This is a genomic window from Pannonibacter sp., from assembly GCF_051860505.1.
Lineage (GTDB): Bacteria > Pseudomonadota > Alphaproteobacteria > Rhizobiales > Stappiaceae > Pannonibacter.
On the sequence record NZ_JBHYDX010000029.1, the window covers coordinates 35973 to 58089 of the forward strand.

Sequence of the window (22117 nt, forward strand, 5' to 3'; positions counted from 1 at the left end):
GACCATGGCAACCGAAATCCGCGTGCCCACCCTGGGCGAATCCGTCTCCGAGGCAACGATTGCCCAGTGGTTCAAGAAGCCCGGCGAAGCCGTCAAGGCCGACGAGCCGCTCGTTGAACTCGAAACCGACAAGGTCACGGTGGAGGTTCCCTCCCCGGCGTCCGGTACGCTTGAAAGCATCCTGGTCAAGGAAGGTGACACTGTCGGTGTCGGCGCCCTGCTCGGCCTGATCGCTGCTGGCGCCGCTGCGGCTGCTGCAGCTCCTGCCGCCGTTGCAGCCCCTGCCGTTGCCGCCGCTGCTCCGGCACCGGCCGTCGCCGCCCCGGCTGCTCCGACCTCCATGCCGCCGGCCCCGTCTGCCGGCAAGCTGCTCGCCGAAACCGGCCTGTCGGCTGACCAGGTTGCCGGCTCGGGCAAGCGTGGCCAGGTGCTGAAGGGCGATGTGCTGGCTGCGGTTGCCGCCGGTGTGACCGCTGCCCCGGCTGCTGCCGCAGCTCCGGTTTCGGTTCGCGCGCCGGTTCCGGCCAGCGACGAGGCCCGCGAAGAGCGGGTCCGCATGACCAAGCTGCGCCAGACCATCGCGCGCCGCCTGAAGGACGCCCAGAACACCGCCGCCATGCTGACCACTTACAACGAAGTGGACATGGGCCCGGTGATGGACCTGCGCGCCGCCTACAAGGACGTGTTCGAGAAGAAGCATGGCGTGAAGCTCGGCTTCATGGGCTTCTTCACCAAGGCCGTCTGCCACGCGCTGAAGGAAATCCCGGCCGTCAACGCCGAGATCGACGGCACCGACGTCGTCTACAAGAACTTCTGCCACATCGGCGTGGCCGTCGGCACCGACAAGGGCCTCGTCGTGCCGGTCGTCCGTGATGCCGACCAGATGTCGATTGCCGAGATCGAGAAGGAAATCGGCAACCTCGGCCGCAAGGCGCGCGACGGCAAGCTCGGCGTCGCCGACATGCAGGGCGGCACCTTCACCATCTCGAACGGCGGCGTCTATGGCTCGCTGATGTCATCGCCGATCCTGAACGCACCGCAGTCGGGCATCCTCGGCATGCACAAGATCCAGGACCGGCCGATGGCCGTGAACGGTCAGGTCGTCATCCGCCCGATGATGTATCTGGCCCTGTCCTACGACCACCGCATCGTCGACGGCAAGGAAGCCGTGACCTTCCTCGTCCGCGTCAAGGAAAGCCTGGAAGACCCGCGCCGTCTGGTGCTGGATCTCTGATCCTGTTGATCGGCGGCGGAGCGGTTTTTGCCCTCCGCCGCAGATCCCTTCTCCGGCTGGCGACCCTGATGCCTGCCGCCATCTTCTGACGCGTTCCCTGCCTTTGCCCCTTGCAATTGCGGGAACGGCGGTCAAGCTAGCCCGCGCGGCAACTGGTCGCAGCCGGACACATGGAGCGGATGGGCATGATGACGGGTGTGCTTGAGCGCCTCAGCGCAAACTGGGTCTACGGTGGCTTCATGGCAGGGTTTGTCCTGCTGCTTCTGACCCCCGTGTTCACGGCCGGATGGCCCCAGGCCGAAATGCTCGTCTATCTCGTCCTGCCGGTCTACATGCTGCATCAGTTCGAGGAGCATGACCGCGACCGGTTCCGCCAGTTCGTCAATGCCCATATCGGCCATGGCCGTGAGGTGCTGACGCCGGGCTTTGTCTTTGCCGTCAACATCTTCGGTGTCTGGTGGGTAGCGGCGCTGGCCATGCTGGCGATGCGTTTCATCGATGCCGGATGGGGCATGGCCGCTGTCTATCTGGTGCTGGTGAACGCCGTTCTGCACATCGTCCAGATGATCGCCATGCGTCAGCCCAACCCGGGCGTCTGGACGGCCATCGTCCTGTTCCTGCCGCTGGGCGCAGCCGGTTTCGCCGGGCTTTGGTCTGATGCCAGCCTGACCCAGCATGTCGTGTCCCTGGTCCTGATCCTCGCGCTGCATGGATTGATCCTTGCGCGGGTCAAGGCTGGTCTCGCCGGGAACGCACAGGAGAAATCGGCATGATGACCTTGTTCGCCCGTCCCCGGTCATGGATCACGCTCGCCTTGCGCCTGGCCATTGTCGTGTTCGCCTGTTCGCCTCTCTTCCTCGCCCCGTCTGAAGCCGCGGCGGCTCCCTTCGGCAAACTCCAGGCCGATGCCTCCCGGTTCGCTCCGGTCGTCCGCGCGTTCAATCCGCAGCCCGCCAGCCTTGAGGGCTCCTATGCGGTCGAGGGACGGAACCCGGATGGCTCGACCTACAAGGGCCGGCTGCAGTTGCGGGTCCAGGACGGACGGGCCTTCCTGCGCTGGGAGGTTGGCGGCAGCGTCTATCTCGGCGAGGGAACCCTGGCCGGCGACATTCTCACCGTCTATTGGGGGCAACCGGATCCGGTGGTCTATGTGGTCCGGCCGGACCGGACGCTGGAAGGGACCTGGGCCCGTGGCCGCGCGTCGGAAAAGCTGCTCCCGCTCAAATGAACCTCCCGTTCCCAGATCATTCCACATCCTGAAACAGAGGCATTCCAATGTCCCAGTATGATCTCGTCGTCATCGGTACCGGTCCCGGTGGCTATGTCTGCGCCATCAAGGCGGCCCAGCTTGGCCTGAAGGTCGCGGTCGTCGAGAAGCGCGCCACCCATGGCGGCACCTGCCTGAACGTCGGCTGCATTCCGTCCAAGGCATTGTTGCATGCCTCCGAGATGTTCCATGAGGCCGGCCACGGCTTCGAGGCGCTCGGTATCAAGGTAGCCAAGCCGAAGCTCGACCTGCCGGCGATGATGACGCACAAGCAGGCGACCATCGACGCCAATGTCGGCGGCGTTGCCTTCCTCCTGAAGAAGAACAAGATCGACGCCTTCCATGGCACCGGCAAGATCCTCGGGCAGGGCAAGGTGTCCGTCACCGCCGAAGACGGCACGGTGACTGAACTCGCCACCAAGTCGATCGTGATTGCCACCGGCTCGGACGTCATGCAATTGCCGGGCGTCGAGATCGACGAGAAGCAGGTCGTCTCCTCCACCGGTGCGTTGACGCTGGAAAAGGTGCCGGATCACCTCGTGGTGGTCGGCGGCGGCGTCATCGGCCTGGAACTGGGCTCGGTCTGGGGCCGTCTCGGCGCCAAGGTCACCGTGGTCGAATTCATGGACAAGATCCTCGGCCCGATGGACGGCGACGTGTCGAAGCAGTTCCAGCGGATGCTGGGCAAGCAGGGCATGACCTTCAAGCTGTCGTCCAAGGTCACCGGCGTTGCCAAGAAGGGCAAGGGCCTGGAAGTCTCGGTTGAGCCGGCCGCTGGCGGTGCCGCTGAAGTGATCGAGGCCGACGTGGTGCTCGTCGCCATTGGCCGCAAACCCTACACGGCGGGACTTGGCCTCGAAGAGGCTGGCGTCAAGCTGGACAACCGCGGCCGCGTCGAGACGAATGGCCATTACCAGACAAGCGTGCCGGGCATCTATGCCATCGGCGACGTCATCGTCGGCCCGATGCTGGCGCACAAGGCGGAAGACGAAGGCGTGGCGTTGGCCGAGATGCTGGCTGGCCAGGCCGGCCATGTGAACTACGACATCATTCCGGGCGTGGTCTACACCTCGCCGGAGGTGGCGTCGGTGGGCAAGACCGAGGAAGAGCTGAAGGCCGCAGGCATTGCCTACAAGGCCGGCAAGTTCAACTTCGTCGCCAATGGCCGGGCCCGCGCCATGAACCACACCGACGGCTTCGTCAAGGTGCTGGCGGATGCCGTCACGGACCGCGTGCTCGGCGTGCACATCGTTGGCCATGGCGCTGGCGAAATGATCCACGAAGCCGCCGTGCTGATGGAATTCGGCGGCTCTTCGGAAGACCTCGGCCGCACCTGCCACGCGCATCCGACCATGTCGGAAGCCGTGAAGGAAGCAGCCCTCGCGACGTTCGCCAAGCCGATCCACGCCTGATCGGGCTGGTTTCAGCGCCGGATACAAGAAGGCCGGAGCGGTGACGCTCCGGCCATTTTTTGTTCTCGTTGTCGCCTGTGCTCCGGTTAGACCCGCGGATGCTGGAAAGGTGCTTGTCGGCTCTCGGCCATTGCCTTTCACCACCACGGTCACCCCCGCCTCGTGCGGGGATCCATTCTGCCTCGACTGTTTCAGAGCGTTGATGCTTGTGCGGCGCAGCTGGATCCCCGCCTCGCGCGGGGATGACCTCGGAGTGGGGTCGTTGGCGGTGTGTCGTCTCGGAAGCAGTAGGCCAGGCGCCACGCCGCGCTCAGTGGTCGCCGTCGCAGAGGGAATGGTCGGCCAGGGCACGCAGGACGTGGCAGTCGGCGACGGTGTGGGCGCCGTGGTCATGGGCCATGATCCGCGCCAGTTCCGCTTCCAGCCGCTGCAGGCGGGCGATTTTGTCGCGAACTGCAGTGAGCTGTTCGGCGGCGATCCGTTCGGCATCGCCGCAGGGGCGCTCGGGATGGGCACTGAGGTTGATCAGGTCGCGGATCGCCTCCATTGGCAGCCCGAGATCACGGGCATGCTTGATGAAGGTGAGGCGGTCCAGTTCGGCCCGTCCATAGCGGCGCTGGTTGCCCTCGGTGCGCGGGGGTTCCGGCACCAGCCCCATCTGTTCATAATAGCGGATCGTCGGCACCTTGACGCCGGTACGGCGGGCGAGATCACCGATGGACAGGTCGGACATGGCCGGAATTCCTATAGCTCCAATGGCTATAGATTGAGTGTTTTGTGCGCTGACTGCAAGGGGTATGAGGGGTGGGCGGAAACGGAGTTCGTATGCGAGGCTGCGGGTCGCAAACCTGAACGAGGCCGTCATCCCGGCCCAGCTGAGCGTAAGCGAAGCGCCGAGCCGGGATCCAGAAATCAGCCGCGCGGAGCGCGACATAGCTTTTCCAGTACGTGGCGTTGATGTTGCATTGATGATGCGCTCGCTTGCGCTCGCACTGACACGCTGGATTCCGGATCTGCGGTTCGCTGCGCTCACCTTGTCCGGAATGACGGCGGAGAAACGCGACGAATGAGAAGGCGTACAAACAAAAACGGCACCCCAAAGGGTGCCGTTTCAAGGCGGGAGACCAGAGCGATCAGGCGATCGACTGGCCGGTCTTGGCCCAGTCGGCCAGGAACGTTTCGAGGCCCTTGTCGGTCAGCGGGTGCTTGACCAGGGCCTTGAGGGTCGACGGCGGGATGGTGGCGACATCTGCGCCGATGATGGCGCAGTCACGCACGTGGTTGATCGTGCGGATCGAGGCAGCCAGGATCTCGGTGGCGAAGCCGTAGTTGTCGTAGATCGTGCGGATTTCGCGGATCAGTTCGAGGCCATCGAGATTGATGTCGTCGAGGCGGCCGATGAAGGGCGAGATGTAGGTGGCGCCGGCCTTGGCCGCCAGAAGGGCCTGGGTGGCCGAGAAGCACAGGGTGACGTTGGTCTTGTGGCCGGCCGAAGTGAGCGCCTTGCAGGCCTTGAGACCATCCATGGTCAGCGGCAGCTTGATGACGACATTCGGCGCAATGGCGGCGAGCACCTTGGCCTCGCGCATGATGCCTTCATAGTCGGTCGCGGCAACTTCTGCGGAAACCGGGCCATCGGTGATCTGGCAGATCTCTGCGATCACATCCTTCATCGGGCGGCCAGCCTTCATGATCAGGGACGGATTGGTGGTTACGCCGTCCAGCAGGCCGGTGGCGGCCAGTTCGGCGATTTCTGCGGTGTCAGCCGTATCGACAAAGAACTTCATTTGGGTATCAACTCCCCTTGCGCCCGACAGAAACAGAGCGCGTCCACTCGAAATGAGGCGGGACGGAAGACGGCATGCGCCATCTGCCACTCCGGTCCCCGTCTGTTTAGCGTAGGATCGCACAGTGCAACACCCCCGATTCGGTGAGGCCTGTCATTTTGCGGAGCGTACCTCAGGCTTCGGCAAGGGAAGGGCCACGAGGTCGAAGCCAGGGGTGCTCAGGCCCATCTTCAGGCTTGGACCAGACCTGAGCGAGAACACTGGTTTGACCTGAGCCGGACCTCGGCTGAAATCGGGCCAGCCAAGCTGGATAAAACAACCGGAGACGATTGCGGCGTGCTGTTCGACGACCTGCCCGAAATGCGCGAGACCATCGCCAGTGTGCTGGTGCCTGTCGCTGTGCCGGAACCCTATACCTATCGCGTTCCGGCGGGCCAGACCGTGGTGCCGGGGACCATCGTGCGGGTGCCGCTGGGCCCGCGCGAGGTCATCGGCGCTGTCTGGGACACGCCGGCGGATGCGGCGATCAATCCCGCCAAGCTGAAACAGATCAGTCAGGTCTATGACTGTCCGCCGCTGACGGACGAATTGCGCCGTTTCATTGACTGGGTCGCCGCCTGGACCCTGGCTTCCCCCGGCATGGTGCTGCGCATGGTGCTGCGCTCGGAAGACGCGCTGGAGCGGGAAGCGCCAGTCCCCGGCCTGCGTCTGGTGCTGGATCGCCAGCCCGATCGCATGACCCCGGCAAGGGCGCGGGTGATCGATACCGCGAGCGAGGGCTTTGCCTGGACCCGCGCCGGCCTTGCCGCCACCGCCAGGGTCAGTTCCTCCGTCATCGACGGCCTGACGGCGCAAGGAGTGTTTGAACCCGTGTTCATGACGGCGACCCCGCTGCCACCAATGCCTGAGCCTGACTTCAACCCGCCGAACCTGACGCCGATGCAGGCTGAGGTGGCGAGCGCGCTGGTGGCAAGCTTCGACAAGGGCGGCGTTGTTTCGCTCATTGACGGCGTCACCGGCTCGGGCAAGACCGAGGTCTATTTCGAGGCCGTCGCCGAAGCCGTCCGGCGCGGCCGGCAGGCGGTGGTGCTGGTGCCTGAAATCGGCCTGACGGAACAGTTCCTGCGCCGCTTCGAGACGCGCTTCGGCGTCGCGCCGGCCGAATGGCATTCGGAAATCACACCAAAGAAACGCGCGCGAGTCTGGCGCGGGGTTGCGAGCGGAGAGGTGCCGGTGGTGGTCGGGGCACGCTCGGCCCTCTTCCTGCCTTTCGCCGATCTGGGGCTCATCGTTGTCGACGAAGAGCATGACACGGCCTTCAAGCAGGATGACCGGGTGTCCTACAATGCCCGCGACATGGCGGTGGTGCGCGGGCATCTGGCGCGGTTTCCGGTCGTCCTTGCCTCAGCAACGCCATCCGTGGAAAGCCGGGTCAATGCCGACGTCGGACGTTACCAGCGCCATGTGCTGCCGGAACGGGCCAGCGGCGCCAGCCTGCCAGACCTGTCGGTCATCGACATGCGCATCGAAGGGCCCGAACGTGGCCGCTGGATCGCGCCCGGCCTCATCATGGCGATGCGCGAGACATTGGCCCAGAAGGGCCAGTCGCTGCTGTTTCTCAACCGGCGTGGCTATGCTCCGCTGACACTCTGCCGGTCCTGCGGCCACCGGTTCCAGTGCAGCCAGTGCAGCGCCTGGCTGGTGGAGCACCGGATGAAGGGCAAGCTGATCTGCCATCACTGCGGCCATAGCGAAGCGATTCCTCGGTCCTGTCCGGCCTGCGGCACCCAGGATGCGCTGGTCGCCTGCGGTCCGGGCGTCGAGCGTGTTGCAGAAGAGGTGGAGGGGCTGTTTCCGGAAGCTCGCGTCCTCGTCCTGTCCTCCGACCTCCTCGGCGGACCGGAGCGGCTGCGGCGGGAAATGAAGATTGTCGAAGAAGGCGGGGCCGACATCGTCATCGGGACGCAGCTTGTCGCCAAGGGGCATAACTTTCCGCTGATGAAACTGGTGGGTGTCGTCGATGCCGACCTGGGTCTGGCGCATGGCGACCCCCGTGCAGCGGAGCGGACATTCCAGTTGCTGGCGCAGGTCACGGGCCGGGCCGGGCGCGTGACGGGCGGCGGACGCGGCATATTGCAGAGCTATTCGCCGGACCATCCGGTGCTGCGGGCGCTGCTATCGGGCGATCGGGAGGCCTTCTACCGGGCAGAAATCGAAGCGCGCCGGGTGGCCGGGTTGCCGCCGTTCGGCCGCCTCGCCGCGCTGGTGATCTCGGGGCCGGAGAAAGCTGCGGCGGAAGCTTTCGCCCGTGCGGTCTCGCGCGTCGCCCCGCCAGACAGGAATGTCACGATCCTGGGCCCGGCCGAAGCGGCACTGGCGATGGTGCGCGGCCGCTACCGCTTCCGGCTCCTGGCGATGGCGCCGCGCCAGACCGATCTGCAGGCCTACCTGAGGCACTGGATGCGCCTAGCTCCGCCGGCGCGCGGGGGGCTGAAACTGCAAATCGACATCGATCCGCAGCAGTTTCTGTGACGGCATTTGTGACGGGGGCGAGCCGCTGCGGCAAGAATCCTTCGCAATTGCAGCGAATGTCCAGCCTTGTGAAGTTGCACACCCCGACAGCCTGTGTTATGCGAGGCGCGGCTTCTGGGGGCGCGGTTATGCCGTCAATCCAATTGACCCTGAAAACCCAATTAATTTCAAGGTTTTGCAGGCAGATAGTCTGCTGCGGTGCCTTGAAATTGTGTCAGAGAGCTCGGATCAGGTGACTGACAACACAACTCTCGTTTCCGGCGTGGCGAAGCGGTATGCCGCAGCCCTGCTCGAACTTGCCGAAGACGGTGGCGCGACCGGCGAGGTCGAGCGTGACCTCGCAGCTTTTGATGCCATGTTGGCGGAAAGCGCGGATCTCGTTCGCCTTGTACGCAGCCCGGTGTTTACTGCCGACGAGCAGCTGGCGGCGCTTGATGCCCTGCTGTCGAAGGCAGGCATCTCTGGTCTGGCGGCCAACTTCGTCAAACTGGCGGCCAAGAACCGGCGCCTTTTCGTTCTTCCCGACATGATCAAGGCCTTCCGTGCCCTGCTGGCTGAAAAGCGCGGCGAGGCAACGGCAGAGGTCCTGTCCGCAGCCCCGCTGTCGGACGCCCATGTCGCGGCGCTCAAGGAGGCGATTTCCGCCTCCACGGGCAAGAAGATCAACATCGCCGCACGCGTCGATCCAGCCCTCATTGGCGGTCTTATCGTCAAGGTCGGCAGCCGGATGATCGATACGTCGCTGCGCACCAAGCTCAATTCTCTTAAGTTCGCAATGAAAGAGGTCGGCTGATGGATATTCGGGCCGCGGAAATTTCCGCTATCCTCAAGGACCAAATCAAGAGCTTCGGCCAGGATGCCGCAGTTTCTGAGGTTGGTCAGGTACTGTCCGTCGGTGACGGCATCGCCCGTGTCTACGGCCTGGACAATGTCCAGGCTGGTGAAATGGTCGAGTTCCCCGGTGGCGTGCGCGGAATGGCGCTCAACCTTGAAACCGACAACGTCGGTATCGTGATTTTCGGTTCCGACCGTGAAATCAAGGAAGGCGACACCGTCAAGCGCACCGGCGCCATCGTGGAAGTTCCGGTCGGCAAGGGCCTGCTCGGCCGCGTTGTCGATCCGCTGGGCAACCCGCTGGACGGCAAGGGCCCGATCGAGTTCACCGAGAAGCGTCGCGTGGACGTCAAGGCGCCTGGCATTCTGCCGCGCAAGTCCGTGCACGAGCCGATGTCCACCGGCCTCAAGGCGATTGACGCCCTGATCCCGGTCGGTCGTGGCCAGCGCGAACTGGTGATCGGTGACCGTCAGACCGGCAAGACCGCCATTCTGCTCGACACCTTCCTGAACCAGAAGTCCCTGCATGAAGGCGACGACGAGAGCAACAAGCTGTACTGCATCTACGTCGCAGTCGGTCAGAAGCGCTCCACCGTTGCCCAGTTCGTGAAGACCCTGGAAGACGCCGGCGCCCTGCCGTACTCCATCGTCGTTGCCGCGACCGCTTCGGACGCCGCTCCGCTGCAGTTCCTGGCCCCGTTTGCTGGCTGTGCCATGGGCGAGTTCTTCCGCGACAACGGCATGCATGCCGTGATCGGTTATGACGATCTGTCCAAGCAGGCCGTGGCTTACCGCCAGATGTCCCTGCTCCTGCGCCGCCCGCCCGGACGTGAAGCTTTCCCGGGCGACGTGTTCTACCTGCACTCCCGTCTGCTGGAGCGTGCGGCCAAGCTGAACGATGCCAATGGCAACGGTTCGCTTACCGCTCTTCCGGTCATCGAGACCCAGGCGAACGACGTGTCGGCCTATATTCCGACCAACGTGATCTCGATCACCGACGGTCAGATCTTCCTTGAAACCGACCTGTTCTACCAGGGCGTCCGCCCGGCGGTGAACGTCGGCCTGTCCGTGTCCCGCGTGGGATCTGCGGCCCAGGTCAAGGCGATGAAGCAGGTCGCAGGCCCGATCAAGGGCGAACTGGCGCAGTACCGCGAAATGGCGGCCTTTGCCCAGTTCGGTTCGGATCTGGACGCCACCACCCAGCGCCTGCTGAACCGCGGTGCCCGTCTTGTCGAGCTGCTGAAGCAGCCGCAGTTCTCGCCCCTCAAGACCGAGGAGCAGGTTGCGGTGATCTATGCCGGCGTGAACGGTTACCTGGACAAAATCCCCGTCGATCGCGTTCGCGCCTTCGAGGCAGGCCTGCTGCTCTCCCTGCGTGGTGAGCACAAGGACCTTCTCGACGCGATCTGGCAGAAGAAGGCTCTCGACGACGAGCTGACCGCCCGCCTGCGCGCGGCGATCGATGCTTTCGCCAAGAGCTTCTCTTAATCCCGGAACGCTGTCTGAGAAGGAGCGGGGGCGGCCATGCCGAGCCTGAAGGACCTACGAAACCGCATCGCCTCGGTCAAGGCGACGCAGAAGATCACCAAGGCCATGAAAATGGTGGCCGCGGCGAAGCTGCGTCGCGCCCAGGAAGCTGCGGAGGCTGCCCGGCCCTATGCGGAACGCATGGACCAGGTGCTGGCCAATATCGCCGTCGCCTTCGAAGGCCGCGACGATGCGCCGAAGCTGATGTCCGGCACGGGGCGCGATCAGGTACATCTCCTGATCGTCGCCACGGCCGAGCGCGGCCTGTGCGGTGGCTTCAATTCGTCGATCGCCAAGCTGGCGCGCGAGCGCGCCCGCAGCCTGATTGCCCAGGGCAAGGAGGTGAAAATCCTCTGCGTCGGCAAGAAGGGCTATGACGCGATCAAGCGTGAGTTCGGCAAGCTCGTGCTGCGCACGATCGAACTGCGCGGCGTGAAGTCGATTGGCTATGCCAATGCCGCCGAAGTGGCCGATCTGGTCCTGTCCATGTATGACAAGGATCAGTTTGACGTCTGCACCCTGATGTATGCCGAGTTCAAGTCGGTCATCAGCCAGGTGCCGACGGCTCTGCAGATCATTCCGGCCAAGCTGCCGGAAGGCAAGGTGTCCACTGACGCTGCGCAGATCTACGAGTACGAGCCGGACGAGGCCGAAATTCTGACCGATATCCTGCCCCGCAACATCGCGGTGCAGATCTTCCGTGCGCTCCTTGAGAACGCCGCGTCGGAGCAGGGCGCCCGCATGTCCGCCATGGACAACGCGACCCGCAACGCCGGTGACATGATCAAGAAACTGACCTTGAAGTACAACCGTCAGCGTCAGGCTCAGATCACCAAGGAACTGATTGAAATCATCTCGGGCGCAGAGGCGCTCTGACCGGATCGAGGATTGAGGGATGGCTGACACCAAAGTCGGACAGATTACCCAGGTCATCGGCGCCGTGGTCGACGTCAAGTTCGACGGCCACCTGCCGCAGATTCTGAACAGCCTGGAAACTGAGAACCAGGGCGCCCGTCTGGTGCTCGAAGTTGCCCAGCATCTTGGCGAAAACACCGTGCGCACCATCGCCATGGACTCGACCGAAGGTCTGGTCCGCGGTCAGAAGGTGACCGACACCGGCGGTTCCATCGCGGTTCCGGTCGGCGCCGGCACGCTTGGCCGCATCATGAACGTGATCGGCGAGCCGGTGGACGAAGCCGGACCGATCGTGCACGACACCAAGCGCGGCATCCACCAGGAAGCTCCGTCCTTCGTCGAACAGTCGACGGAAGCCGAGATCCTGGTCACCGGCATCAAGGTCGTGGACCTTCTGGCTCCTTACGCCAAGGGCGGCAAGATCGGCCTGTTCGGCGGCGCCGGCGTGGGCAAGACCGTTCTGATCATGGAACTGATCAACAACGTCGCAAAGGCACACGGTGGTTACTCCGTGTTTGCAGGCGTCGGCGAGCGCACCCGTGAAGGCAACGACCTTTACTGGGAAATGATCGAGTCCGGCGTGAACAAGGAAGGCGGCGGCGAAGGCTCCAAGGCCGCGCTTGTTTACGGCCAGATGAACGAGCCCCCCGGTGCGCGCGCCCGCGTTGCGCTGACCGGTCTGACCGTTGCCGAGCACTTCCGCGACCAGGGCCAGGACGTTCTGTTCTTCGTCGACAACATCTTCCGCTTCACCCAGGCGGGTTCGGAAGTGTCGGCTCTGCTCGGCCGTATCCCGTCGGCCGTGGGTTACCAGCCGACGCTGGCGACCGACATGGGCACGATGCAGGAACGCATCACCACCACCACCAAGGGTTCGATCACCTCGGTGCAGGCCGTTTACGTGCCCGCCGACGACTTGACCGACCCGGCGCCGGCTTCGACCTTCGCCCACCTCGACGCAACGACGGTTCTGAACCGTTCGATCGCCGAAAAGGGCATCTACCCGGCCGTGGATCCGCTGGACTCCACCTCGCGCATGCTTGACGCCCGCATCATTGGCGACGAGCACTACAACGTCGCGCGTCAGGTTCAGCAGACCCTGCAGCGCTACAAGGCCCTGCAGGACATCATCGCGATCCTGGGCATGGACGAACTGTCCGAAGAGGACAAGCTCACCGTGGCCCGCGCCCGCAAGATCGAGCGCTTCCTGTCGCAGCCGTTCTTCGTCGCAGAAGTCTTCACCGGTTCGCCGGGCAAGCTCGTCGCCCTCGAAGACACGATCAAGGGCTTCAAGGGCCTGGTCAGCGGCGACTATGATCACCTGCCGGAAGCTGCCTTCTACATGGTCGGCAACATCCAGGAAGCGATCGAGAAGGCTCAGCGCCTGGCTGCCGAAGCCGCGTGATGCAACAGGCCGCCGGGCGACCGGCGGTCTGCTCAACCGGGGCGCGGCCGCCGCGCCTCGTTTAACGATCCGATTGCCAGCCAGTCGACCAGTAAAGGACTTGCCAGATGGCACAGCCATTCCAGTTCGAGCTTGTCTCGCCCGAGCGCCTTCTCCTGTCGGAAAAGGTTCTTGAGGTCACCGTGCCGGGCAGCGAAGGCGAGTTCGGCGTCCTCAAGGATCACAGCCCGTTCATGTCCACCATCCGTCCCGGCCTCCTGAAGGTGCGCAAGGATGGCGGCCAGGTCCTCGAATTCTTTGTCCGGGGCGGCTTCGCTGATGTCAACGACCGCGGTCTTACCGTGCTTGCCGAAATGGCGATCCCGGTGACCGAGTTGAAGGCGGATGTCCTGGCGCAACACGTCAAGAACGCCGAGGAAGACGTCGCCGATGCGCGCGATGACGCCAGCCGGCTGAAGGCCGAGACGCTGTTGAGCCAGCTCCGCGAGATCCAGTCCGCCCTCAAGGCCGCCTGATCCGACGCGTCCCACACACTGTCAAGGTTTAAGGGCAGGACCGAAAGGTTCCTGCCCTTTGCTTTTGCAGCGTCCGCCGCGCCAAACTCAGCTCAACAAAAAAGCCCGGGCTTTCGCTCCGGACTTCTTTGCACGCGATGGGGCCACGTGCGCCGCTTGTGTTTTTATTAGGCGGCGATTCGCTTGAAGCTTGCCGAGTTGTTTGCCGGCTTGGAGCGGCGACGCTCTTCCGGCGGCATGTAGACGAGCGCACGGTGATCGGTGCAGTAAGACACACCCGCATCAACGCGCTGGTTGCACGGGAACGTGTAGTTGCCGGTATCGCCTTCTGCCCATTTGCAGCGGCCCGGACGGGGCAAGCTCAGATCCATGGTCATCCTCATGTCGGTCTGTGACAGGAAAGCGCAAAAAGCCGGCCGTTGGCCCGGGGTCTCCGGGACGGCCATGCGTGCGCACCTGTCTATGAAATCCTGGTTGCTGTAACGCGAGGCGCGGGCGAGCCCGGCCTGCCGCGTGGCAACGCGAGTGGTGCATACATAAGCACCCAGATGCTGCAACGCAACTCTTTTGACGGCATAAGAGCTGCGCAGAAATCACATGGCTTTGCCAAAGGTTAACTGATGTTTATTTCCCCGCCGGCCGCCGCCAGTGCTTCCCGGGTGTCGAGGTCGAGCCGGGCGGCTCCTCCAAGTTCCACCTCTACCACGGTCTCGGCTTCGCGGGCGATCAGGTGCCTTGCGCCGATGTCACCTTCAAGTGCTTTCAGCGCGTCGAGAAAGACCGCGTCGAACAGAACCGGATTGCCGCGCTTTCCCTCGGCGGTGGCGATAACGATGAGGTGACGCCTGTCCCGATCATGCGCGGCAATCAGTTTGTCCACCATTGCAGCCGTGACGCCGGGCATATCGCCCAAAAGAATGACGACCCCATCGAGGTCAACCGGCAGCGCCAGCAGTCCTGTCCGGATGGAACTCGCCATGCCGGAGGCAAAATCCGGATTATGGGCAATCCCGACCGCCCGCCCCGTCGCTTCGGCTGCCACGACATCGGCCATATGACCGGTGACGAGCACAACATCGGAAACGCAGCTGTTGCAGGCCGCATCGAGGGCATGGGCGACAAGGCTCTGGCCACCCAGTCTTGCGAGCAGCTTGTTGCCGCCTTCCATCCGGCTGGAGCGCCCGGCGGCAAGGATCAGCGCGCCATAGCGCCGCTTCCGGCGAGGAGTGGCCGGCTCACGCAGCTGCGGCCGGGATGTGATTTCCATCAGCAGGCCTCCAACGCCCAGCGCGGTGATATCATCGGCGGTGACGGGGATGTCGGCAAGCAAGCGCTGCAGCACCCAGTCGAAGCCGTTCTCCTTGGGGCTGCGGGCGCAGCCCGGTGCGCCGATGACCGGCACGCCGGCGACGTCGCCCAGCAGCAGCAGATTGCCGGGATCGACCGGCATGCCGAAGTGCCGGACCGATCCACCGGCAAGCCGGATGGCTTCAGGCAGCACATCCCCCTGGTCAACGACTGCCGATGCGCCGAAAAGGATCACCAGACCTGCGCCCTGGTCGAGAAGCTCCCGCAAGGCAGCAGCGACGGTATGAGCTGCATGTTCTGTCCTGATTTCGGGCAGCAACAGGCTGCCGGACGGCGCCAGGCGCTGCTGCACGACGCGGCGCGTCTTGTCCATGGTGACCGTCTTGAGTTGCGGCAGCCGCGTTGCCACTAAACCCACCGGGCGCGGCCGGTAAGGGGCAATGCGCACCGCAGCGCGCGCCGCCGCATCAGCGACGGCTACGGACTGGCCCGGTACAGCAAAGGGAATGATCTTTACGGTGGCGACCATGCGTCCAGCCTCAACGGCGGTCAGGTCCGGCAGGGTGGCAAGGGTGATTGCCGGATCGATCCGGTTGAAGCGATGGATCGCCGCCACGTCGAGCTGCAACACGCCATTGGCTTCGGCATAGAGATTGACCCGGCCCGTGAAGGGCGCGTCGGTGGTGATGGCCGGCCCGGCGACGGCACTTGCAAGCTGCCGGGCCGCGTCATCTTCGGAGACATCGCCTGGTTCAAGCCGCGCAACGATGAGGGACGTGAGCCCGGTCTCAGCCAGCCTGGCGACATCGTCAGACGTCAGGGTGTGACCTTTTTTCAGCACCCGCTCCCCGGCGTGCTGGCTGTGGGCGAGCAGGGCGCCGACGGCCTCGGCAAGGGAAACCGGACCAAAGCGCATCAGAGGGTCACCGGGTTGTTAGACCGGGCTTCCGTTTTCTGGCGCAGGGCGGCGATAATTTCAGCCAGAACGGCAACCGCGATCTCTGCCGGGGAGGACGCGCCGATGCTGAGGCCGATCGGAGCTTTTATGCGGGCAATGTCTGCCTCGCCAAGGCCGGCAGCCAGCAGGCGCTCGGCCCGCCTGGCGTGGGTCTTCCGGCTGCCAAGCGCTCCGACATAGAAACACCCGGCGCGCAGAGCCTCGATCAAGGGGTAGTCGTCGATCTTCGGGTCATGTGTGACGGCTGCAACGGCGGTATAGGCGTCAAGTGGGGCGGTCGCTAGCGCATCCTGCGGCCAATCCGGCTTCAAGACCTGCGCTGGAAAGCGCTCCTCACTGGCAAAGGCAGTTCTCGGATCGATGACCGTGACATCGAAGCCGGCGATCTCGGCCATCGGCAGCAGCGCCTGCGAGATATGGACAGCGCCGATGATGACGAGCCGTGGCGAGGGGACCGAGACCGTCAGGAACGCGGCGCGGCCGTCCGGGGCCTCGACCTGACCGGACGCCCCGCTGCGAAAGCGCTTTTCTAATTCAAGATACAGCGGGTCATCGGCAGACAGGGTTGACGAGCGGACGAGGCGCTGGCCGCCATCCTGCAGATCGGTCACAAGGATCGCGGCCTGCCGCCGGGCCCTTGCGTCATTCAGCGCGGAAAGGAGGTCAAGCCGCATCGGTCACGGGCTCCACATAGACGCGAATGCGGCCGCCACAGGACAGGCCGACGCGCCAGGCGGTTTCATCGGCAACGCCGAACTCGAGTACGGTTGGCTTGCCGCTGGCGATGACATCTGCCGCTTCGCTGACGACGGCGCCTTCGACGCAGCCGCCCGAAACCGATCCTTCGAAGTTGCCATCGGCATCGATGACGAGATGCGAGCCAACCGGACGCGGGGCAGAGCCCCAGGTTTCGACAACGGTTGCCACGGCCACCTTGCGCCCGGACCGAGCCCAGCGTTCCGCAATGGCGAGAACATCGGCGCCGGTGTTTCCAGCGTTGCTCTGGTTCTCCTGCTGCATCCTGCGTCCTCCCTTCCTGCAGCCGAGTGCTGCAAGCCTTACGACAAGACCATATAGGGCGGTCCGCAGGGCGAAAAGGGGCCTGCGCGGAAGGGGAACCGGAACTGTCGCAGGCCACGCCACAGCAAAACAGCGCCCCGGGTTTCCCCGGAGCGCTGCGAAGGGCGGCCTGCCGGCGGACAGGCTGCCAAAAGGGAAGCCGTGTGTTACTCCGCCGCTTCCCGCAGGACGGGGGCCGCGTCGCGCACGGCGCCGTCCACGGCTTCTTCGAACTTGGCGAAGTTGCTGATGAACATCTGCACCAGCTTCTTGGCCTGCGCGTCATAGGCGACATCGTCAGCCCAGGTCGAGCGCGGGTCGAGGATGGCGCTGTCGACGCCCGGAACCGCTTCCGGCACGGCGAAGCCGAAGTTGGCGTCGGTGCGGAACGAAGCATCTTTCAGCGACCCGTCCAGCGCTGCCCGCAAGAGCGTGCGGGTGGCCTTGATCGGCATGCGGTTGCCGATGCCATAGGCGCCGCCCGTCCAGCCGGTGTTGACCAGCCAGCAGTCGACATTGTGCTCCGCGATCAGGTCGCGCAGCAGGTTGCCGTATTCGGTCGGGTGGCGCGGGATGAACGGAGCGCCGAAGCAGGTGGAGAAGGTCGCCTGCGGTTCGGTGACGCCCTTTTCGGTACCGGCGACCTTGGCAGTGTAGCCGGACAGGAAGTGGTACATGGCCTGCGCCGGGGTCAGCTTGGCGATCGGCGGCATCACGCCGAAAGCATCGGCAGTCAGCATGATGATCGTCTTCGGCTGCGGGGCAATGCCGGTGCTCGATGCGTTCGAGATGAAGTGGATCGGGTAAGCCGCGCGGGTGTTCTCGGTCTTGCGGCCATCATCGAAATCCGGGACGCGGTTGTCGTCCAGCACGACGTTTTCAAGCACGGTGCCAAAACGCTGGGTGGTGGAGTAGATTTCCGGCTCGGCTTCCTTCGACAGCTTGATGGTCTTGGCGTAGCAGCCGCCTTCGAAGTTGAAGACGCCGCTCTTGCCCCAGCCGTGCTCGTCGTCGCCGATCAGCGTACGCTCAGGATCTGCGGACAGGGTGGTCTTGCCGGTGCCTGACAGGCCGAAGAAGACGGCTGTATCGCCATCCTTGCCGACGTTGGCCGAACAATGCATCGGCATCACGCCCTGCGGCGGCAGCAGGTAGTTGAGGAAGGTGAAGACCGACTTCTTCATTTCGCCGGCATAGGACGTGCCGCCGATCAGCACGATCATTCGCGTCAGGTCGCAGGCAATGACGGTTTCGGAGCGGCAACCGTGATGGGCCGGATCGGCCTTGAAGCTCGGCAGGTCGATGATAGTCATCTTCGGCAGGAACGAGGCCAGCTCTTCGGCCTTCGGACGGATCAACAGGTTGCGGATGAACAGCGAGTGCCAGGCATACTGGGTGTAGACCCGGACCGGCAGGCGATAGTCGGCGTCGGCACCGCCAAACAGATCCTGCGCGAACAGGTCCCGGCCCTTGGCATGGGCGATGAAGTCGGTCAGCAGCACGTCGAACTGCTCCCGGCTCATGCGGGCATTGTTGTCCCACCAGACCTGATTCTCGGTGTTCTCATCGGCAACGACGAACTTGTCCTTGGGCGAGCGCCCTGTGTGCTGGCCTGTGTCGGCAACCAGTGCGCCGCCGGCCGCCAGGCAGGCTTCCCCGCGCGCCAGCGCCTGCTCATAGAGCGCCGGCTCGTTCTGGTTCCAGTAGATCGCGGACAGATCCGTCAGCCCGATTGTTTCAAGGCCAAAGGCCGGATTTCTGACGCCCGTCTCTTTCATGGTCGCGCAATCCCTGTCGAAGAACGTGAAATGGAGCGGCAGGGGGAGGGGCCTTTACCGTTGCGCCGTCTCCCAAGTCCTGCGGCTGCCGGAACCTAGTTGATTGGGATTTCTGCAACAAGTGATCCCTTTGGAGAACCGTCGCACTAAATCGATTAAAAGGCGAAGACTTGCGAATATGATTTATTTCACTGTTCGAATTTAAGCAAAACTGTGGCGCTGCTGCTTTTGTCTTTCCTTATTCCGTTGACTGAGGGTGCACAGGGCAATCGCAGAGGCCGTGCGTGACGCAGGTCACAGCTTTGCCGATTAATGAAAGCCGACCTGCCGTTCTGCCTTAATTGGCGCTTTATGGTTTGGTGCTGGCGAAGCAATGCCTTATTTTATGCGCAATTGCGGGGCCAAACGCTGAAAGTGAGATATCACCTTGACGGATCAGAGGACGAAGACCCGCATCATGCCGACGATTGCCTTGGTCGATGACGACCGCAACATTCTGACTTCGGTGTCGATTGCTCTGGAATCCGAAGGCTACCGGGTCCAGACCTACACGGACGGCGCATCGGCTCTGGATGGTCTCCTGACCGATCCGCCAACGCTGGCGATCTTCGACATCAAGATGCCCCGTATGGACGGCATGGAACTGCTGCGCCGCCTGCGCCAGACCTCCGACATGCCGGTGATCTTCCTCACCTCCAAGGACGACGAGATCGACGAACTGTTCGGGCTCAAGATGGGGGCGGATGATTTCATCCGGAAACCGTTCTCCCAGCGCCTTCTTGTCGAGAGGGTACGCGCTGTCTTGCGCCGGGTTTCCCCGCGTGATGCCTCGTCGCCGCGCGAGGATGCCGACAAGCTGCTGGAGCGCGGCCTTTTGCTGATGGACCAGGAGCGCCACACCTGCACCTGGAACGGCAAGCCGGTGACGTTGACCGTGACGGAGTTCCTCATCCTCTCCGCCCTGGCGCAGCGGCCGGGCGTGGTCAAGAGCCGCAATGCGCTGATGGATGCGGCCTATGACGATCAGGTCTATGTTGACGACCGCACGATCGACAGCCACATCAAGCGGCTGCGCAAGAAGTTCAAGATGGTCGATGATGATTTCGACATGATCGAAACGCTCTATGGCGTCGGTTATCGCTTTCGCGAAACCTGAGGTCGCGGCGCAGGTGGCAGGACGTATGCTCCGCGCCGGCGAGGTAGACGCCAGCAGAGCCGCAGCAGCGGATTGCGATGGTTAGTGAAGCGGACAAGGATGACATGACCTTGCGTCCGGCCGAAGCGGCCGGCGAGCGGGGTGCTGCACCCTTGCGCCGGCTCGGCAATCCGCGCCTGCGCCGCCGGGCCCGCTTGCGCATTGGCGCGTTTCTCGGCACCTATGTGTTCTCTTCGCTGACCAAGCGCATCGTCGTGCTTAATCTGGCCGGGCTGATCGCGCTGGTTTCCGGCATTCTCTACCTGAACCAGTTCCGCGCCGGCCTGATCGATGCCCGGGTGCAGAGCCTTCTGACCCAGGGCGAGATCATCGCCAGCGCGATTGCGGCGTCGGCTACGGTGGACACCGGCGCCATCAGCGTCGACCCGGAAAAGCTGCTGCAACTGCAGGCCGGAGAGACCTTGGGACCAGACTCCAACTCTCTGACGTCGCTCGACTTTCCGGTCAATCCGGAACGGGTGGGGCCTGTGCTGCGACGCCTGATCTCGCCGACCAAGACCCGCGCCCGGATCTATGATCCGGACGGCATGCTGATCCTGGACTCGCGTCATCTCTATTCTGGCCCCCAGATCCTGCGCTTCGATCTGCCGCCGCCCGAGGGCGAGGAGATCGGTATGCTTGACCGGGTCTGGCAATCGACGAAGCTCTGGCTGCGCCAGGGCGATCTGCCGCTATACCTTGAGGCTGGTGGCGGTGATGGACGGGTCTATCCGGAGGTCGAGGCCGCCCTTGCCGGATCGCCGGCCAGTGTCGTGCGCGTGTCGCAACGCGGCGAACTGATTGTCTCGGTGGCAGTGCCGATCCAGCGCTTTCGCGCCGTGCTGGGAACGCTGCTCCTGTCCACCCAGGGCGGCGATATCGACGCCATCGTCAGCGCCGAGCGCATCGCCATCATGCGTGTGTTTCTGGTCGCGGCGGGCGTGATGTTCATCATGTCGGTGCTCCTGGCCGGCACGATTGCCGGTCCGGTGCGCCGGCTGGCGGCGGCGGCGGAGCGGGTGCGCAAGGGCTCGAACTCGCGCCAGGAAATCCCGGACTTCTCGGATCGCCAGGATGAAATCGGCCATCTGGCGCGGGCTTTCCGCGACATGACCAACGCGCTTTATAACCGCATGGACGCTATCGAGCGCTTTGCCGCCGACGTGGCGCATGAACTGAAAAACCCGCTGACATCATTGCGCAGCGCCGTGGAAACCTTGCCGCTGGCCAAGTCCGACACGTCGAGAGCCCGGCTGCTGGAGGTGATCCAGCATGATGTGCGGCGGCTGGATCGACTGATTACCGATATTTCCGATGCCTCGCGCCTCGATGCGGAACTCTCGCGCGGCAACGCTGAGGTTCTGGATGTGGCCAAGCTCCTGCGCGGCGTTGCCGACATGAGCAACCAGCGGGCAAGCGAGGACATGCCCCGGGTGATCCTGGCAATCGCCGATGTGAAACCGGACAAGCCGGGGGAGAGAAAGCCCGAAAACCCCTATGAGATGATGGGCTACGACAGCCGGCTGGCACAGGTGATCAACAACCTGATCGACAACGCGCGCTCATTCTCACCCGAGGGAGGGAATGTCCGGATTGGTGCGAGCCGCAAGGGGGGGCGCATTCTGGTCACGGTCGACGATGACGGGCCAGGCATCCGGGCCGAGAAAATCGAGCGCATCTTCGAGCGCTTCTACACCGACCGGCCCGATGGCGAAGACTTCGGCAATAATTCCGGCCTTGGCCTGTCCATCTCCCGCCAGATCATCGAGGCGCACAAGGGTACGATCAGCGCGGAAAACCGAACGGAGACAGACCCCGAAAGCGGCCAGTCGCGCGTATTGGGGGCCCGGTTCACGATCTCCCTGCCAGCGGGACGGCCGACATGAGCTCGCCGGCGGCGCCCGAGCCGTTCCAGCATGCGACGGCGCTGGTTCTGGGCTGCCATGGCGTGCTGCTGCGCGGTCCGTCCGGAGCGGGCAAGTCGATGCTGGCACTGGAGCTTCTGGCGATGGCGCGGCGGAAGGGGCACTGGGCAGCGCTGGTCGGCGATGATCGCGTAGAGTTGACGGCGTATCCGTCCGGGCTGGTTGCCAGTGGAGCGCCGGTGCTCGCCGGTCTGATTGAACTGCGGGGTCGCGGGATCGAAGGCGAGCGGGCCGAGCGGCAGGCCTTGATCCGCCTGGTTGTCGATCTTGTCCCATCCGGGCAGTTGGAGCGGATGCCGGAGGACGATGCGTTCCAGACGACACTGGCCGGGATCGCTGTTGCGCGCCAACCGGCGCCGGCAGGGGATCTGCCACGTCAGGTGATGCTGGCACGGGCAGCGCTGATCCGGCTCTGCGACGGGGCGGAGTGCCCAGTTTAACGGAATTTAATCTGAAAAACGACTTG

20 protein-coding genes are annotated in these 22117 nt (G+C 64.0%); 13 read left to right on the forward strand and 7 right to left on the reverse strand.

Annotation, left to right across the window (positions count from 1 at the left end; translation table 11 throughout):
* The first annotated feature begins 4 nt into the window (after positions 1-4).
* The 4 genes from odhB (at position 5) to lpdA (ending at position 3913) form a co-directional block, all read left to right on the forward strand.
* Positions 5-1234, forward strand: a complete 1230-nt coding sequence (gene odhB / locus ACTIFE_RS17930; protein WP_439530502.1) for a 2-oxoglutarate dehydrogenase complex dihydrolipoyllysine-residue succinyltransferase — start codon at positions 5-7, stop codon at positions 1232-1234.
* A gap of 185 nt (positions 1235-1419) precedes the next feature.
* Entirely contained in the window at positions 1420-2007 is a 588-nt protein-coding gene (locus tag ACTIFE_RS17935; protein ID WP_439530503.1) for an HXXEE domain-containing protein, read from the forward strand.
* On the forward strand, positions 2004-2462 hold the full coding sequence (lfb1, locus tag ACTIFE_RS17940) for an LIC10280 family protein (protein WP_439530504.1): 459 nt from the start codon (positions 2004-2006) through the stop codon (positions 2460-2462). The genes ACTIFE_RS17935 and lfb1 overlap by 4 nt, the downstream gene beginning before the upstream one ends.
* A 47-nt stretch (positions 2463-2509) precedes the next feature.
* Positions 2510-3913 (forward strand): dihydrolipoyl dehydrogenase, encoded by a 1404-nt coding sequence (gene lpdA, locus ACTIFE_RS17945; RefSeq protein WP_439530505.1) that lies wholly within the window; start codon positions 2510-2512, stop codon positions 3911-3913.
* 310 nt (positions 3914-4223) lie between these two features.
* Here the strand turns inward: lpdA and ACTIFE_RS17950 are convergent, their stop codons facing one another.
* Both ACTIFE_RS17950 and fsa read right to left on the reverse strand, forming a co-directional pair.
* Positions 4224-4646: a MerR family transcriptional regulator gene (locus ACTIFE_RS17950; RefSeq protein WP_439530506.1), complete on the reverse strand. Its 423-nt coding sequence runs from the start codon at positions 4644-4646 to the stop codon at positions 4224-4226.
* Between the two features lie 400 nt (positions 4647-5046).
* Positions 5047-5700: a fructose-6-phosphate aldolase gene (gene fsa, locus ACTIFE_RS17955; protein WP_439530507.1), complete on the reverse strand. Its 654-nt coding sequence runs from the start codon at positions 5698-5700 to the stop codon at positions 5047-5049.
* Between the two features lie 360 nt (positions 5701-6060).
* Here fsa and ACTIFE_RS17960 point away from each other — a divergent pair, with 360 nt between their 5' ends.
* From ACTIFE_RS17960 to ACTIFE_RS17985, 6 genes are all read left to right on the forward strand, one after another.
* A complete protein-coding gene (locus tag ACTIFE_RS17960) occupies positions 6061-8232 on the forward strand; it encodes a primosomal protein N' (RefSeq protein ID WP_439530534.1) in 2172 nt (723 codons plus the stop codon).
* 232 nt (positions 8233-8464) lie between these two features.
* A complete protein-coding gene (locus ACTIFE_RS17965) occupies positions 8465-9025 on the forward strand; it encodes a F0F1 ATP synthase subunit delta (RefSeq protein ID WP_439530508.1) in 561 nt (186 codons plus the stop codon).
* Positions 9025-10554: a F0F1 ATP synthase subunit alpha gene (atpA, locus tag ACTIFE_RS17970; RefSeq protein ID WP_439530509.1), complete on the forward strand. Its 1530-nt coding sequence runs from the start codon at positions 9025-9027 to the stop codon at positions 10552-10554. Before ACTIFE_RS17965 ends, atpA begins: the two co-directional genes overlap by 1 nt.
* A 36-nt stretch (positions 10555-10590) precedes the next feature.
* Positions 10591-11469: a F0F1 ATP synthase subunit gamma gene (locus tag ACTIFE_RS17975; protein ID WP_439530510.1), complete on the forward strand. Its 879-nt coding sequence runs from the start codon at positions 10591-10593 to the stop codon at positions 11467-11469.
* A 19-nt stretch (positions 11470-11488) separates the two neighbouring features.
* On the forward strand, positions 11489-12913 hold the full coding sequence (gene atpD, locus ACTIFE_RS17980; RefSeq protein ID WP_439530511.1) for a F0F1 ATP synthase subunit beta: 1425 nt from the start codon (positions 11489-11491) through the stop codon (positions 12911-12913).
* Positions 12914-13020: 107 nt separating this feature from the next.
* Positions 13021-13428, forward strand: a complete 408-nt coding sequence (locus ACTIFE_RS17985) for a F0F1 ATP synthase subunit epsilon (protein ID WP_439530512.1) — start codon at positions 13021-13023, stop codon at positions 13426-13428.
* 167 nt (positions 13429-13595) lie between these two features.
* Here the strand turns inward: ACTIFE_RS17985 and ACTIFE_RS17990 are convergent, their stop codons facing one another.
* The 5 genes from ACTIFE_RS17990 to ACTIFE_RS18010 form a co-directional block, all read right to left on the reverse strand.
* A complete protein-coding gene (locus tag ACTIFE_RS17990; RefSeq protein WP_439530513.1) occupies positions 13596-13799 on the reverse strand; it encodes a hypothetical protein in 204 nt (67 codons plus the stop codon).
* Between the two features lie 242 nt (positions 13800-14041).
* On the reverse strand, positions 14042-15652 hold the full coding sequence (locus tag ACTIFE_RS17995) for an NTP transferase domain-containing protein (RefSeq protein WP_439530514.1): 1611 nt from the start codon (positions 15650-15652) through the stop codon (positions 14042-14044).
* Positions 15652-16368: an XdhC family protein gene (locus ACTIFE_RS18000; protein ID WP_439530515.1), complete on the reverse strand. Its 717-nt coding sequence runs from the start codon at positions 16366-16368 to the stop codon at positions 15652-15654. Before ACTIFE_RS18000 ends, ACTIFE_RS17995 begins: the two co-directional genes overlap by 1 nt.
* A complete protein-coding gene (locus ACTIFE_RS18005) occupies positions 16358-16714 on the reverse strand; it encodes an XdhC family protein (protein WP_439530516.1) in 357 nt (118 codons plus the stop codon). The genes ACTIFE_RS18000 and ACTIFE_RS18005 overlap by 11 nt, the downstream gene beginning before the upstream one ends.
* Positions 16715-16920: 206 nt before the next feature.
* Positions 16921-18531 carry a phosphoenolpyruvate carboxykinase gene (locus tag ACTIFE_RS18010; protein WP_439530517.1) on the reverse strand — a complete coding sequence of 537 codons (1611 nt, stop codon included), beginning with the start codon at positions 18529-18531 and terminating at the stop codon, positions 16921-16923.
* 457 nt (positions 18532-18988) lie between these two features.
* Between ACTIFE_RS18010 and ACTIFE_RS18015 the strand changes: the two genes are divergently transcribed.
* The 3 genes from ACTIFE_RS18015 (at position 18989) to ACTIFE_RS18025 (ending at position 22091) form a co-directional block, all read left to right on the forward strand.
* Positions 18989-19687: a response regulator transcription factor gene (locus ACTIFE_RS18015; protein WP_106752861.1), complete on the forward strand. Its 699-nt coding sequence runs from the start codon at positions 18989-18991 to the stop codon at positions 19685-19687.
* Positions 19688-19764: 77 nt separating this feature from the next.
* On the forward strand, positions 19765-21612 hold the full coding sequence (locus tag ACTIFE_RS18020) for a stimulus-sensing domain-containing protein (protein ID WP_439530518.1): 1848 nt from the start codon (positions 19765-19767) through the stop codon (positions 21610-21612).
* Complete coding sequence (locus tag ACTIFE_RS18025; RefSeq protein WP_439530519.1) at positions 21609-22091, forward strand: HPr kinase/phosphorylase; 483 nt, start codon at positions 21609-21611, stop codon at positions 22089-22091. Before ACTIFE_RS18020 ends, ACTIFE_RS18025 begins: the two co-directional genes overlap by 4 nt.
* Positions 22092-22117 lie beyond the last annotated feature (26 nt).